At 34.5% G+C, this 14949-nt stretch carries 14 protein-coding genes and 2 riboswitches; of the genes, 7 read left to right on the top strand and 7 right to left on the bottom strand.

Going from position 1 to position 14949, the window contains the following annotated elements:
- Nucleotides 1-12: 12 nt before the first annotated feature.
- The 5 genes from ACFHWD_RS10640 to ACFHWD_RS10620 all read right to left on the bottom strand — a co-directional run bounded on the left by ACFHWD_RS10640 (nt 13) and on the right by ACFHWD_RS10620 (nt 5599).
- Nucleotides 13-1023 carry an ABC transporter substrate-binding protein gene (locus tag ACFHWD_RS10640; RefSeq protein ID WP_229981105.1) on the bottom strand — a complete coding sequence of 337 codons (1011 nt, stop codon included), beginning with the start codon at nt 1021-1023 and terminating at the stop codon, nt 13-15.
- Between the two features lie 7 nt (nt 1024-1030).
- Nucleotides 1031-2230 (bottom strand): threonine synthase, encoded by a 1200-nt coding sequence (locus tag ACFHWD_RS10635; protein ID WP_179976954.1) that lies wholly within the window; start codon nt 2228-2230, stop codon nt 1031-1033.
- A 170-nt stretch (nt 2231-2400) separates the two neighbouring features.
- A complete protein-coding gene (locus tag ACFHWD_RS10630; RefSeq protein WP_150358172.1) occupies nt 2401-3192 on the bottom strand; it encodes an ABC transporter ATP-binding protein in 792 nt (263 codons plus the stop codon).
- Nucleotides 3193-3207: 15 nt separating this feature from the next.
- The gene (locus tag ACFHWD_RS10625; RefSeq protein WP_150358173.1) at nt 3208-4011 is read right to left on the bottom strand and encodes an ABC transporter permease; all 804 of its coding nucleotides are present in this window, start codon (nt 4009-4011) and stop codon (nt 3208-3210) included.
- A 355-nt stretch (nt 4012-4366) separates the two neighbouring features.
- Nucleotides 4367-4473: riboswitch (SAM riboswitch) on the bottom strand.
- Between the two features lie 43 nt (nt 4474-4516).
- Entirely contained in the window at nt 4517-5599 is a 1083-nt protein-coding gene (locus ACFHWD_RS10620) for an ROK family transcriptional regulator (RefSeq protein ID WP_378061805.1), read from the bottom strand.
- 238 nt (nt 5600-5837) lie between these two features.
- Nucleotides 5838-5944, top strand: a riboswitch (SAM riboswitch).
- Between the two features lie 138 nt (nt 5945-6082).
- On the opposite strand from ACFHWD_RS10620, the gene thiS reads away from it, so the two are divergent.
- The 5 genes from thiS to ACFHWD_RS10595 all read left to right on the top strand — a co-directional run bounded on the left by thiS (nt 6083) and on the right by ACFHWD_RS10595 (nt 11183).
- Nucleotides 6083-6298, top strand: coding sequence for a sulfur carrier protein ThiS (gene thiS, locus ACFHWD_RS10615; RefSeq protein ID WP_378061803.1), 216 nt, complete (start codon nt 6083-6085; stop codon nt 6296-6298).
- Nucleotides 6288-7109, top strand: a complete 822-nt coding sequence (locus ACFHWD_RS10610; protein WP_378061801.1) for a HesA/MoeB/ThiF family protein — start codon at nt 6288-6290, stop codon at nt 7107-7109. Before thiS ends, ACFHWD_RS10610 begins: the two co-directional genes overlap by 11 nt.
- Before the next feature lie 13 nt (nt 7110-7122).
- Nucleotides 7123-7533, top strand: a complete 411-nt coding sequence (locus tag ACFHWD_RS10605; protein ID WP_378061799.1) for a M67 family metallopeptidase — start codon at nt 7123-7125, stop codon at nt 7531-7533.
- Nucleotides 7534-7549: 16 nt separating this feature from the next.
- The gene (locus ACFHWD_RS10600) at nt 7550-9883 is read left to right on the top strand and encodes a sulfurtransferase TusA family protein (RefSeq protein WP_378061796.1); all 2334 of its coding nucleotides are present in this window, start codon (nt 7550-7552) and stop codon (nt 9881-9883) included.
- A gap of 70 nt (nt 9884-9953) precedes the next feature.
- A complete protein-coding gene (locus tag ACFHWD_RS10595; protein WP_378061794.1) occupies nt 9954-11183 on the top strand; it encodes an O-acetylhomoserine aminocarboxypropyltransferase/cysteine synthase family protein in 1230 nt (409 codons plus the stop codon).
- A gap of 6 nt (nt 11184-11189) precedes the next feature.
- On the opposite strand, the gene ACFHWD_RS10590 is transcribed toward ACFHWD_RS10595, so the two are convergent.
- On the bottom strand, nt 11190-12095 hold the full coding sequence (locus ACFHWD_RS10590) for an MBL fold metallo-hydrolase (RefSeq protein ID WP_378061792.1): 906 nt from the start codon (nt 12093-12095) through the stop codon (nt 11190-11192).
- A gap of 211 nt (nt 12096-12306) precedes the next feature.
- Between ACFHWD_RS10590 and ACFHWD_RS10585 the strand changes: the two genes are divergently transcribed.
- Entirely contained in the window at nt 12307-13173 is an 867-nt protein-coding gene (locus tag ACFHWD_RS10585; protein WP_378061790.1) for a DMT family transporter, read from the top strand.
- Between the two features lie 122 nt (nt 13174-13295).
- A complete protein-coding gene (locus tag ACFHWD_RS10580; protein ID WP_378061788.1) occupies nt 13296-14195 on the top strand; it encodes an SDR family oxidoreductase in 900 nt (299 codons plus the stop codon).
- A gap of 218 nt (nt 14196-14413) precedes the next feature.
- Here the strand turns inward: ACFHWD_RS10580 and ACFHWD_RS10575 are convergent, their stop codons facing one another.
- Entirely contained in the window at nt 14414-14767 is a 354-nt protein-coding gene (locus ACFHWD_RS10575) for a winged helix-turn-helix transcriptional regulator (protein WP_378061786.1), read from the bottom strand.
- Nucleotides 14768-14949: the final 182 nt, after the last annotated feature.

Here is a 14949-nt window from a genome sequence, read left to right as displayed (position 1 = left end):
ACCTTCTTATGATCATTTTATTCCTGCAGCATTCAAATAGGTTTTATCTACAAGTTCATCAACCTTTACATCTTTTCTTATAGTTTTATTTTGCCTTAAAGTTTTAATTGTAGATGAAAGTGAATTCGTAACCTCATCTGTCAACCTTATGTCAAAATCTTCTCTAGAAAGACCTTTTTGAACAACGACTTTATTTAATTTAAGCTCTTTAGCCATAATATTTGTTGCTTCATCGGGATTTGCTTTAACCCAATCTTCAGTCTTTTTATATACCTTCAGTAATCTCTTTACTATATCAGGGTTCTTTTTTGCAAAATCATTGTCTACTATAATAAAATTAATATCATATTTTAGATTTGTTCCATCACCTATCAATTTTGCTGTTTTTTCGTATTCAATAGAGGACGCATAGGGATCCCAAACAACTGCAGCATCAATATCCTTGGATGTAAAAGCTGTCTTTATATCGGGCGGCTGCAAATTGACAAGTTTTATGTCACTTTCCTTAAGTCCAGCAGATGCCAGATATCTTACGAGAAGGATGTGTGCAGATGACCCAACTGTAACTGCAACTTTTTTTCCCTTAAGATCTTTAGCAGATTTTATGTTTGAACCAGTAGCTGCCAATATTGAATTCAATTTATACCCTGCTGCGTAAACTCCTACTGCTTTAATGTCAATATTATTTGCCCTAGCCTGAATTGAAGGTTGATCACCAACTTCTCCTACATCAAGCTTTCCTCCCGCAAATGCTTCAATCATAGGAGGCCCTGAAACAAAACTTTGAAATTTTATTTTGATATTATCCTTTTTAAATTCTTCATCAAACCATCCTTTATTTTTAGCAATAATCAAAAGTGAATGATTTATTCCCGGCTGAAATCCTATATTTATCTCTTTAGGTTTTGAATCACTTTGTTTTTTACTGCTTGAAGTGTTATTTGTCTGTCCGCAGCCTGAAAATGCGAATATACTTATAAGTAGTATTGCAACTATGGAAAATATTTTTTTCACAACAACCATCTCCTTTTTAAATATCATTGTCAATTTCAATTACAGGAAGTTTTTCACTAACCAAATTAGGATATTTCAATCCACTCCCAGTATTTAAAAGCACAATTTTTTCATTGGATTTTAAGAAATTACTTTTTCTAAGCTTTTCAACTGCTGCAACAAGTGCCGCTCCTTCTGGGCATATAAATAGCCCCTCAGTTCTAGCAATCAAATTTATAGAATCTAAAATTTCTGAGTCTTTTACCTGAACTGCCGTACCTCCGCTCTTTTTTATGGCATCTAATACTATAAAATCTCCCAGTGCTTTGGGAACACGTATACCACCTGCAATAGTATTTGCTCCACTGCAGAATTCAGAAACATCCTTTTTCTTATTAAAAGCTTTAACTATAGGATTACAACCTTCTGCCTGAACAGAAATAAGTTTTGGTATTTTATCTTTTATCCATCCCAGTTGCCTTAACTCATTGAATGCCTTCCATATACCAATTATTCCAACACCTCCTCCTGTAGGATAAAGTATGGCATCAGGAAATTCCCAGTCAAAATATTCTGCTATTTCAATTCCCATAGTTTTTTTACCCTCGATTCTATAGGGTTCTTTTAAAGTCGCAGCATCAAACCAGCCATGCTTTTTTACACCTCTCGATATTATTTTACCTGCATCAGATATCAAACCTTTTACAAGATAAGTCTTTGCTCCATATATATATGCTTCTTTCTTAGCAAGCTCAGGAGCATCTTGCGGCATAGCAACTACAAGCTTAATGCCAGCTTTAGCCGAGTATGCCGACCACGCTCCCCCCGCATTTCCCGCAGTAGGCATAGCTATTGTTTTTATGCCCAATTCTTTCGCCTTCGACACACCAACTGCAGCACCTCTTGCTTTAAACGTTCCTGTCGGATTAAGCCCCTCATCTTTTATATACAGATTTTCAAATCCTATTCTTCTTCCCAAGGTTCTAGCCTCAGTTATAGGGGTATCACCTTCTCCAAGGGTTACTATATTATTCTCATCATCTATTGGAAGTAGTTCTTTAAATCTAAATAGCCCCTTCTTTCTTGTCTTAAAAATATTTTTGTCCACATTTTTTTTAATCTCATCAAAATCATACCTAACCAGCAGTGGTCCGCCACATTCACACAGATTATGAGGTTCATCCTTTGAGTACTTTTTACCACATTTTGAACATTCCAAATAACTATAATAGCTCATTTATTAAGTCTCCTTTATTTAAATATTTTCATTAATTTTAGTTATAAAAAAATCTCAGTGATTAAATTGAGATTTTTCAATCCAATTAAAAGTATAATCTTACCATTATTATGAATATTCCAAATAAATATATTAGCTAATTTACTTCTCTCTCCCATTATATTTTAAATCTACATACTACATGAAAATGGATTATCAACTTTCGTAAAAAACTCATCATATATTTCACTTTTAATCTGCGTAAAATCATAATTACCTCTATCCCTAGGTCTCGTCAAATTTACATGTATTATTTTTTTAATTTTTCCAGGCCTCTTTGATAATACTACAACCCTATCTCCAAGATAAATTGCTTCATCTATATCATGGGTTACAAGTATCATGGTTGTATTTTCCTTTTCCCATATTTTTAGAATCTCCTGTTGCATATTAATACGTGTCATAGCATCAAGCGCTCCAAATGGTTCGTCAAGCAATAGCAGTTTTGGTTTATTTATAAGTGCCCTTGCAATACTTATTCTTTGTTTCATCCCTCCTGAAAGCTGATTTGGATATGATCTTGCAAAGCCAGTCAGTTCGACTAATTCAAGTTGTTTATAAACTAATTCTCTTTTTTCTTCACTCGACATTTTCTCACTTATCCCAAATTCTACATTTTTTTCTACTGTAAGCCATGGAAAAAGTCTTGCTTCCTGAAATACCATTCCCCTATCTATTCCTGGTCCATTAACAGGTTTACCATAAGAAAAAATAGCTCCGCTATAATCTTTATCCAATCCGACTATTATTCTCAGCAACGTGCTTTTTCCACATCCACTTGCTCCTACAATACTTAAAAATTCTCCTTTTTTGACTGACAGGTTTATATCTTCTAACACATTAAGGTTTCCGCCATCTAATTTGAAATTTTTATTTAAATTTTTTATCTCAATAGCATTACAATTTTCTTGTTTATTCAAAATATTTATACTCCCTTCCTAATTTCCATTATTAACATCCCATTTTACAATTACATACTGTAATTTTTTTATGAAATAATCTATCAAAAATCCAATTACCCCTATTGAGAAAACTCCAACCAGCATTACATCAGGCTGTGATAACTCCCTTGCATAAGATATTGCATAGCCTATTCCAGAAGTAGCAGCTATTATTTCTGCTGTAATAACACTCATCCATGCACTTCCGATTCCGATGCGAAGTCCTGTAAAAATTGACGGAAGTGCAGAAGGAAAAACTATCTTTATTAGTTTTTCAAATTCATTTTTTTCCAATATTTCGGAAATCTCTAAATATTTTTTATCAGTACTTTTTATACCATAAATTGTATTTATTAATATTGGCCAAAAGCTGCCAATTACTATTACAGTTATTTTAGATGCCTCATCAATACCCATCCACAAAATAAGAACTGGTACCCATGCAACAATAGGAATTGGTCTTAAAAATTGTATCAGTAAATCTATGGCTCTCTCTGCTATTCTAAATAACCCAATAAATATTCCAAAAATTATTCCTAAGGCTGCACCTATACAATATCCTTTTATAACTCTAACTACACTTACATATAAATTTCTAAGAAGTTCTCCACTTTTAATCATGTCAATCAAAGTTAAGAATATTTTGGATGGAGAAGGAAGAACTGACTGTTTAATCAACCCCTTACTACTTAACACCTGCCATAATATCAATAACATTACTGGGACTATCAATGCAATAATTACATTCCCTAAAATTTTTAATTCTTTATAAGAGTTAATTTTTATATTTGCTGCCTTCATCTTTATTTTCTCCTTATAATTCAACTCATATTATTTTAAATATGTAAACATTGAAATTGTCATAATTTAGAATCACTACAGAATTCAATTCATTTATTTACACCCTTTTTACTATTTTGGTAAAAAGTATTTGAAATTTCTCTATTCTATATTTTAAATCTTCATATCACATCCTAACCTCCATTTATTTTATCAAGTAGATACACTAATACACAATAAAAGGCCAAGTATAACTTACTAAGTAGAGATTATATAATCCATCTCTATAATAAGTTCAACTTGACCTCTAGTTTTTCTAGTCAGTCCAATAAAAAAACTTCCTGTGGAGAAACCACAGGAAGTCATATCCTCTTGTCTCTCATCTTTCAGGGTATACCTGCTGGAATTAGCACCATTGAATACAAAATCTATTCAGGTTGCCGGATATCATAGGGCCAGTCCCTCCATCACTCTTGATAAGAAGTTATTCATTATTCATTTTTAATTTACGTATATGATATAACTTTTAAAATACTTTGTCAACAACAATTTTTTTATATTTTGAATTTTTATTATCAATACACCTTTCAAGAAAAAGAGCCGCTGCACCTACTGAAACCGAGTCTTCTTTAAAATATCCGTATCTTTTTACGGATACTCTTTCAGGAATATATTTTATACAGGTTTCATAAAACGTATCAAAATCAATCAGAAATCCGCTTAATACAATACATTCAATGTTCAATAAATTTGTATAGGATTCAATGCTTTTTCCCAGTTTTGATGCGGCATCTAAAATAAATTTTTCAGATGTTCCACAATTTTTCATACTCCTTGAATACACTTCATTAAAATCAATATAACCATAAATGTTTTCAATCATATGTTCAAAGGCATACTCATTATCTCCGGATGATCTCATAATCCTCCCCTGTATGACTGCCGCCTGCTTCAGTCTAGCACCACAATCAAAATAAGCCATATTTTCAAAATTCCTTCCTGCTCCATAAAAATACTCCGCAGTAACAGCTGAGTCTGCACAATTACCGCTGGTTACACTGCACCCCAACTTTTCTTCAAGTATTCTACTTATGCGCTCATTATCCCAAAACCCCGTTTCAACTGCAAGCCCAATTCCCACAAGCTGGAGAAGTTTTAGATTTAATTCCTCATAGGCACTCTTTATAATATAGAGAATTTCTTCTATGACTTCATCACAAGAATTGCAATAATCGATATAAAAGCCCTTTTTATAAAAAATTTCCATTCTCAAGTTCACTATAGATACCTGCACATGAGTGCTGCATATACTTATGCCCATAATATAAAACCTGCACACATTTACATCATACAGCACAGGTTTCCTTCCGCCTGTAGATTCGCCCATACATTTTTGAACCAAAATGGATTTTTTTTCAAGTGGGTTCATAACTCGATTCAGCGTAGTCAATTTCATACCTGTTTTAAATAAGATTTCATTCTTGGTCATAACACCATTTTTTTGTATTAAATTGAATATTTCTTTTTCTTCTGAAGCTAGATCTCTAAATAATCTGTAATTGTCTATCATAACATCATACCTTTTATCATTATTGTATACTTTAGTCAATGTACAATTCACATTTTACAATGCACAATTATGAAGATTTTCGGATAAATCGAAAATCTACCAAAATTGAATTCTTAATTCTTATTGAGAAAAGTATTCTTTGCAATCAAACTCCCTCCGCATCCAAGAGCCTAATAAAAATACAGTACGAAAGGGAGGCAGGTGTCAATACGGCAAAAATAAATTTATTGACAAATTTATTTTAAATGTGTTAGTATTTAATAAATTAAACATTGAATTCTTATCAAGAGAGGCAGAGGGACTGGCCCTATGATGCCCGGCAACCTGATTATTTTCAAAGGTGCCAATTCCAGCGGGTTATATAATTTGCCTGAAAGATGAGAAAATTAATTATAAAAATGACTTTCTTGTAAATTATAACAGGAAGGTTTTTTATTTTGTCACAGTTTAAATTAAGTGTAAATTCTTTTTTCCAAAATGGTTAGAAGATAAAAATGTTAAATGAACAACGAGGAGGGTATCATGAAAGTAACAATTAATGGTAAAATTAAAGATATAAAGGAGGGAGTGACTGTAACAGAACTTTTAAAAATAGAAGACGTGGAAATGCCGGATATGGTTTCCGTGCAGTTAAACGATGAATTCGTGGACAGGGCCAACTTTGGCAGTACTATTCTAAAAGAAAACGACAAAATAGATTTTCTGTACTTTATGGGAGGTGGAAGCAGTGGATTTTAGTGAGGATCAGATAGAAAGATATTCGAGGCACATAATTCTGTCCGAAGTAGGTGTGGAAGGTCAGGAAAAACTTTTAAACTCCAAAATCCTCATTATAGGTACGGGCGGTCTGGGAGCACCTGCTGCCATGTATCTGGCTGCTGCAGGGATAGGAACTATAGGCCTTGTAGATGGAGACATAGTGGATCTTTCAAACCTTCAAAGACAGATAATCCATCGCACAAAGGACGTGGGAAAGGCTAAAGTTCAGTCCGGAAAAGAAACCATAAATGAATTGAATCCAGACGTAAATGTAATAACCTATAATGAACTTGTAAATTCCGGCAATATCCTGGATATCATAAAGGACCAGGACTATGATTTTATAATAGACGGTACAGATAATTTTCCCGCCAAATTTTTAATAAACGATGCCTGTGTAATTTCCAAAAAACCATTTTCACATGGAGGAATAATAAGATTTCAAGGGCAGCTCACAACTTATATACCTGACAACGGTACTCCCTGCTACAGGTGTATTTTCCAGTCACCGCCCCCGGCAGGAGTTGTTCCAAGCTGCAGGGAAGCAGGTGTGCTGGGTGTAATGGGTGGAATCATAGGATCTCTTCAGGCAACAGAAGCCCTCAAATATATACTCAAAATCGGCAGCACTCTTGCGGGATATCTTTTGACTTACAATGCAGTGACAATGGAATTCAGAAAAATAAAGGTATCCAAAAACAAAAACTGCGGTATATGCAGTGAGCACCCTACAATAAAAAAGCTGATAGATTACGAACAGGCAGCCTGTGATCTCAAGACAGCAAATTAAGCAGGTGATAATTATGATATATATAGACAAATTGCAGTATGAAAAAATTTTAAAACAGGCCAGGGATGAATTTCCCGACGAGTGCTGCGGTTATCTTGGAGGACTGGATTCTGGAAAAGACATTTTTATTAAAAAAATATACTCCCTGACCAATACAGATCACAGCAGCGAACATTTTTCCATGGATCCTGCCGAACAATTCAGGACCGTAAAGTTCATGAGAAGCGAAAAATTCAACATGATTGGCAATTATCATTCTCATCCTTATTCACCTTCCAGACCATCTGAAGAGGATAAAAGGCTTGCTTTTGATGACAAAATACTGTACGGAATTTTATCTCTTGAAAAAGAGAAACCAGTATTTAATTTGTTTAAAATCGACAAAGACAAAAATGTTGAAAAGCTTGAATATAAAATAGTTTAAAAAGGAGTGAGATATTATGATAAATATAAGTGAAGATCATTATAAATCCATAGAAGACATAAAAGAAAAATCACAGCAGTATTTAAACAATGCAATAGATCCTGTGAGATTTAAAGCTTTTAGGGTTTCCATGGGTGTATACGAGCAGAGAAAAAAGGAAACCTACATGGTGAGAACTAGAATACCCGGAGGAGTCATAACTTTAGAACAATTCAAACGTATAAGTGAACTTGCAGAAAAATATGCAAAAGGCAAATTGAAATTCACCTCCAGACAGGACATTCAATTTCAAAGTGTTGATTTGAAAGATGCCTATCCAATAATAAATTCTTTGATAGAAGTAGGCATAATAACAAAGGGCACCGGTGGAAATACCGTTCGAAATGTGGAGTGTTCCCCTCTTTCAGGTGTTTCAACAGATGATGTTTTTGATGTAACCCCCTATGTAAAAGCAGCCACCAACTACCTCATAAAGGATCCAACTACCATGAACATGCCCAGAAAATACAAGATAGCCTTCTCCAATAGTCCAGAAGATACAGGCAATGCAACCATATCCGATCTGGGATTCATTGCAAAAATAGCAGATGGCAGGAGGGGCTTTGAGGTATATGGGGCCGGAGGATTTGGCGGAAGTCCGAGAGTTGCTTTAAAGCTTAAGGATTTCATACCGGCAGATGAAATACTATACTATATACAGGGCCTTAAAAATGTATTTGAAGTCGAAGGAGACAGAACCAATAAAAACAAGGCCAGAATAAGGTTCATACTCATGAGACTGGGTGAAAAAAAATTTGTTGAAGAATTAAGTTCAGAGATAAACAAACTAAAGGAAAAAGGCGGTCTCAACATACAGGTGGATGAAAATGAATTTATACTGCACCCTGATGCCAAGATTGTCCGGGACGTAAAGGTGGATGAAAAACTTAAAAATGTACTGTTTCCGCAAAAACAGGAAGGCTACTATTCCGTCTATGTTCATCCTCAAAGCGGAAATTTAAAAGTTGAAAGCTTAAATAAAGCACTTGCTTTCATAGAAAATTTGAATTATAAAACATCCATCAGGGTTACAAACACCCAGGGATTTTTTATAAGAGATTTAAAGAAAAAAGATGCTGAAGCTCTTATAGAAATAACAGGCAGCTTTACTTCCATATACAACATAGACAACTCTGTAACCTGCGTGGGTGCTTCCACCTGCCAGCTTGGATTATGTCTTTCACAAAATCTATTAAAGGCCATAAAGAAAGAATTCGAGGGTGCATCATCTGAAGTAAAAGCTGCCCTTCCAAGACTGTTTATATCAGGATGCCCAAATTCCTGTGCTCAGCACGAAAAAGGAGCCCTTGGCCTTCACGGCAGAGCCAGACGAACAAAAAACGGCCTGGTTCCAATGTACTCCATATCCTTTGGAGGAAAAATAGGATCAAATGTAGCCAGAATGGGAGATACCTATGGAGATGTACCTGCAAAGAAAGTTCCCCTGTTCATCCATGAACTTGCAGAACTAAAAATTAATTCCGGATATGAAGATTTTTATGATTTTCTGGATAACAGGTCATCGGATATAAAAACTCTTATGAGCAAGTACACCGATGTGGATAAATTTGTAGAAGATCCCGATATTTACTTTGATTTTGGAGCCTGCGAGAGATTTTCATTAAAGGGCAGAGGACCTGGAGAATGCAGTTCCGGTGTAATGGATGTTATAAAACTGGATTTGTCAAATGCCAAATCCTCACTTGAGAAGTACAAAGACACAAAACAAAATTCCGATCTGTATTCCTCTGCACTGTCCTCGGCCAGAACCCTTCTGGTACTCAGAGGAGTGGATTCAAACAAAGACAGAGAGATATTTGAGGAATTCAACAAGAATTTTGTAGAGACAGGTTATGTAAAACCCTCAATTAAAAAGCTTTTTGAAGATCTCATAGACTACAAAATAGACGGTACAAATGATATATCCAGCAAAGCTTCAGAAGTAGAATACCTGTACAACAAAGTGGATGCAATGTATAGATCCTTAAACGGAAAATTGGAAATAACCCTTCCAAAAGAAGAGAATACGCAGTCAAAATCCTATAATGAAGACAATGGTGAAGTGAACGGCCATGATAAAATTGGAGACTTTAAAATTGTGGATTTAAGAGGAGTAAAATGTCCTATAAATTTTGTAAAAGTAAAAATAGAACTTTCTAAAGTAAAATCCGGACAAAAGCTGGGATTTTATTTGGATGACGGCGATCCTATAAATAATGTTCCCCAAAGTGTAAAAAGCGAGGGACACAAGGTAATCTTTAAAGATACAAACTACGATGGTTACAATTTATTGGTGATACAAAAAAAATAAACATGAAGTCAATGGAGGGTGGTATGCCTGTCACATACCATCCTTCAAATAAATTACTGGGAGTGAAACAATGAAATTCAATACAAAACTCATACATGGAAATTTTAATACAGACTGTACTGGAGCCACCAATACCCCCATCTACCTTTCAAATGCATATGCCCATAAAAGTGCAGAAAATCTGGAGGATATATTCACTGGAAAATCTATGGGCTATGCCTACACCAGAATATCCAACCCCACCGTCATCTCTTTTGAAAGAAGAATGGCCAGTATAGAAGACGGACTGAGTGCAGCATCTGCAGCATCGGGCATGAGCGCCATCTACCTTGCAATTATGAACATACTGGAACCTGGAAACGAGATAATTGCCTCCTGTGGCCTCTATGGCGGCAGCTATACCCTGATAAGAAACTTAAAATCCTTTGGAATAAAAGTAAAATTCTTAGATAAATTAAGCAAAGAGTCTCTGGAACCAGCCATAAATAAAAATACCAGATTGGTTTTTGCAGAGACTATAGGAAATCCCAAGCTGAATGTTCTTGACATAGACCCTGTTTCAAAGATCTGCAGGCTGCACCACATTATTCTTATGATTGATTCAACCATGACAACTCCATATCTCATAAAACCTCTGCAGCATGGAGCAGATGTGGTAATACATTCCACCTCCAAATACATAAACGGAACCTCCAACTCCATAGGCGGAATTATAATAGACGGTGGAAGCAGCAAATATTCTGATTCAAAATACAGCAATTTTGAACCTTATGTAAAAAAATTTGGCAATATGGCATTTACGGCCAAGCTCAAAGATACAATAGGAAGGGATATAGGTCCTGCCCTGTCGCCTTTCAATGCATTTTTAAACCTCACGGGAGTGGAGACACTGGCCCTCAGAATGAAAGAGCACTGTAAAAATGCCCTTACAGTGGCCAAATATCTGGACTCTAACAAAAAAGTTTCAGAAGTAAACTATCCCGGCCTGGAAAGCTCCAAATACCATGATCTGATTAGAAAATATTATAAAAATGGAGCCGGTGGTATTTTGACTTTCAGACTTGGAACCAAGGAAAAAGCCTTTACTTTTCTAAACAGCCTGAAACTCATATTAAACCTTACAAATATAGGCGACACCAAATCCATAATAATTCATCCTTCTTCCACTATATGTTCCAATAATACGGAAGAAGAAAAAATACAAATGGGGGTATATGATGATCTGCTCAGATTATCCGTGGGAATAGAGGATGTGGAGGATATAATAGAAGATATGGATCAGGCTCTGGAAAATGTCTGAAAAGTTTTAATCAGGAGAATGTACTTTTGAATATTTAAGAAACCCACTATCTATGTTCAATTTTATAGCTCCCGTTTCATTTAAATACTCCACATAGGACTCAAGCATTTTCTTCATAATAGCATACTTGTATTTACTGTTTACATGCAGTGTGAATTCTTTTATAACAGCATTCATTATGTTCTCCATCGTCATAGAGTCCTCTATGGCATTATATATCTTTCTTGCTCTATTTCTATAAAAATGTATATTGTCTGTTATAAGTTTTGTAATATCATCAAAAATACCTTTATGAGCCACTATATATTTACTACAGCTTAAATGATAGAGCTTTTTTTTGCTCTTTAAATCCTCTGTAAGTATATAGGCATAAGGCATCTTGGCTCCCTTCATAACTTCATAGCTTATGAGGGCATCTCCAAGATATGCAACATTGTCGGGAGTTACAATGCACATATGTGCAGGACTGTGTCCTGGTGTATGAATAAGCTTAAATTCAATACCACCTACATTTATTCTGTCCTCATCATTTAAAATCAAAATATCAGTTTTACAGATCATGCTGTCAAAATGCTCTTTGACTTCTGACAGCGTCTGGCTGTTGTAATAAAGTTTCAAATTTATTGCAGAACTGCAGATAAGGGCCTCGTAAGCCGGCATGGCAATAACACATCCATATTTCTCCTTAAGATACGAATTATTCCCAACATGATCTATATGTGCGTGGGTGCATATTATTCCCTTAACCTTAAAGCCGTTCTCTTGAAGGATTGCATCTATTCCCTTTCTCTCTCCCTCTGCCCATCCTGTATCCAACATGATAATCTCCTTATCACTGATTTTATAAAAAGGTATATAAGTCATTCCCGTATCAATGCAAAACGTATTGTCTTTTACTCTTTTTACTTTCATAATTTATCTTTAGTAAACTTTACTAAAGCCCAATCCACCTCTTTTACAACGTTTTAATAAAATTCTTTGCAAATTACAGTTTTTCATCAATGTAAAAATTATAACATCAATAAACTCAGAAAGCTATAAAATATATTTTTATATAGGGATATTTATCTTATAATTAGTCTGTAGACATTTTAAAAATAAAACTTTTTAGGGGGAAACGGAAATGAATGCTAAACTCAATATTATCACATCCATGCTTATATTTGGAAGTATTGGTGTATTTGTAAAAAATATAAACTTACCTTCTGCAGAACTCGCCTTTTTCAGATCTTTTATTGGAAGCTTATTTTTAGTCTGCGTGTGTTATCTCACAAAGAAAAAAATCTCCTTTCAATCAATAAAGCAAAATCTCCTGCTTCTTCTGATATCAGGAACAGCCCTCGGATTAAACTGGATTTCGCTGTTTCAGGCTTACAAATACACCACAGTATCCATTGCAACTCTAAGCTATTATTTTGCTCCTGTGTTTGTAATAATATTATCTCCCCTGATTCTCGGGGAAAAGCTTACACCGCTCAAAACCGGATGCGTTATTATGGCACTTGTAGGACTATTTTTAATTCTCAATACTGGCAATAATGCCGCAGCAGCAGGATCCTATAATCATTTAAAAGGAATATCTTACGGAATTTTGGGTGCAGTCCTTTATGCCAGTGTGATTTTAATGAATAAATTTATTAAAAATTTATCAGGTTTTGAAACCACGCTGATCCAGCTTATAACAGCAGCTGTAGTACTTCTGATCAGTATGCTTTATAAAAACGACATCCACATTGGCGAGATAAGTCATAAGGCCTTGGTTTTTATATTGATAGTAGGTATTTTACATACAGGCATAGCCTATTTACTTTATTTTACCTCTATAAAAAAATTAGATGGACAATCCATAGCCATCTTAAGCTACATAGATCCAATTTCAGCTGTATTTATTTCTGCCATATTTTTAGGTGAAACTATGACACTTATTCAAATAATAGGAGGCCTCCTTATTTTAGGCTCAACATTTTTAGGTGAAATTGTAAAAAATTAAGCCACTTATTCCCGATTTTTATGCTGCATTACCTCTGTCTCTGTCCATGTTCATATAATACTTTAACATATATGGGTATATATGCATAAATTATAGAGAAAATCTTTTTTGGAGGAATAACTTTGTTTTTTTCTTATCCATATTTAGGTTATAAAACTCAATGTAGACAAATTCCAATAGCTTTTCCACCTCAGCATCAATCTGTTCAACCTGGTCTTGAATATATTATGAGACCAAGACCGATATTTGATAATCCTGATTATACAGGCAGCTGTAAATTAAAGAATAAAGTTGCTTTAATTACTGGAGGAGATAGTGGAATTGGAAGAGCCGTATCGCTGGCATTTGCCAAAGAAGGTGCAGACGTCGTCATTGTATATTTAAATGAGCATAGAGATGCAGAAGAAACAAAATCTTTTGTTGAGAAACAGGACAGAACGTGTCTCTTAATTGCAGGGGATTTAAGAGAGGAATCTTTCTGTAAAAAAATAATTAAAGAAACCATATCAGCATTCGGCCATTTGGACATTTTAGTCAATAATGCTGCTGTTCAATTTTCCCAGAAAGGACTCGAAGATATTACTACAGAACAATTGGAAAATACATTCCGTACAAACATATATCCAATGTTCCATGTAACTAAAGCAGCTCTGCCTTATCTCAAATGTGGAGATTCGATTATAAATACAGCTTCAATTGTAGCTTATGAAGGTAATAAACTTCTTATTGACTATTCAGCTACAAAAGGTGCTATTGTCAGCTTTACACGTTCAATGGCACTTTCGCTGGTATCTAAAGGCATACGTGTCAACGGAGTTGCGCCAGGACCTATATGGACTCCCCTTCAACCGGCAAGCTATCCAGCAGATTATATTACAACATTTGGAATAGATACCCCTATGAAGAGAGCTGGTCAACCTGTAGAACTTGCACCTGCTTATGTATATCTTGCATCTAATGATTCCACCTATGTTACAGGACAAATTCTACATGTAAACGGAGGTAAATATATAGGTTCATAAATAGCTATTTATTTGATAGTCATTTTGAAGTACAGCAATATAAAAATAGACCATATGGTAGAATCAGCATACATCATATGGTCTTAGCCTTAGTTAGCATAATTACCAGATAACATGGGTTTGTCATATTATTTAAATACTCAACTTTCGAACATAAAAATTAAGTCCCGTTTCCGGAGCAATAATTATTTCTATATTTAAACTCTACGTCAATAAACCTATAACATATATTTTTTGCCCCAGATGCATAATTCGGTTAATATATTTTCTAATGACCTTCCCCTATCAGTAGGTATATATTCCACTTTAGGCGGAATTGTTGTATAGGGAATTCTTTCAATAAGGTTATCCATCTCGAGTTTTTTCAATTCCTGTGATAATACTTTATGGCTTATATTTGGAATAGACTTTTTTAATTGCCCATACCTTATTGGTTGTCTCTTTAATATATACCATAATATTATTGCTCCCCATTTACTGCCAATAACATTCATAGAAAATCCTAGAGAACATTTGAAGTCTTTTTGTCTTTTTGCCTGATCTTTAAATTCTTCAATTTTAGTTTTATCCATTTTTTATTCTTCTTTCTAAATAGTAAGTATATTACAAAAAAGTGCGTACTTGTATATACTGTCTAATAAAATTATAATTTACTTTGTAACAATATCTTATATATATTATAACTTATAAAATGCTTTATAAAAAGTTCAAAGGGGATGTTTTAATGGATAAAGTCAACGTTTATGAAAAATTA

This window comes from Clostridium sp. MT-14 (genome assembly GCF_042436595.1).
In the GTDB taxonomy this organism is placed as follows: Bacteria; Bacillota; Clostridia; order Clostridiales; family Clostridiaceae; genus Clostridium_B; species Clostridium_B aromativorans.
The sequence above is the reverse complement of the archived record's forward strand: the minus strand, read 5'-3'. Positions and strand labels throughout refer to the sequence as shown.

Excerpts from the sequence above, each read along its gene's own strand:
- ACFHWD_RS10575 (WP_378061786.1), bottom strand. The coding sequence starts at position 14,767 with ATGGATAAAACTAAAATTGAAGAATTTAAAGATCAGGCAAAAAGACAA.
- thiS (WP_378061803.1), top strand. The coding sequence starts at position 6,083 with ATGAAAGTAACAATTAATGGTAAAATTAAAGATATAAAGGAGGGAGTG.
- ACFHWD_RS10590 (WP_378061792.1), bottom strand. The coding sequence starts at position 12,095 with ATGAAAGTAAAAAGAGTAAAAGACAATACGTTTTGCATTGATACGGGA.
- ACFHWD_RS10600 (WP_378061796.1), top strand. The coding sequence starts at position 7,550 with ATGATAAATATAAGTGAAGATCATTATAAATCCATAGAAGACATAAAA.
- ACFHWD_RS10640 (WP_229981105.1), bottom strand. The coding sequence starts at position 1,023 with ATGGTTGTTGTGAAAAAAATATTTTCCATAGTTGCAATACTACTTATA.
- ACFHWD_RS10595 (WP_378061794.1), top strand. The coding sequence starts at position 9,954 with ATGAAATTCAATACAAAACTCATACATGGAAATTTTAATACAGACTGT.
- ACFHWD_RS10625 (WP_150358173.1), bottom strand. The coding sequence starts at position 4,011 with ATGAAGGCAGCAAATATAAAAATTAACTCTTATAAAGAATTAAAAATT.
- ACFHWD_RS10635 (WP_179976954.1), bottom strand. The coding sequence starts at position 2,230 with ATGAGCTATTATAGTTATTTGGAATGTTCAAAATGTGGTAAAAAGTAC.
- ACFHWD_RS10585 (WP_378061790.1), top strand. The coding sequence starts at position 12,307 with ATGAATGCTAAACTCAATATTATCACATCCATGCTTATATTTGGAAGT.
- ACFHWD_RS10605 (WP_378061799.1), top strand. The coding sequence starts at position 7,123 with ATGATATATATAGACAAATTGCAGTATGAAAAAATTTTAAAACAGGCC.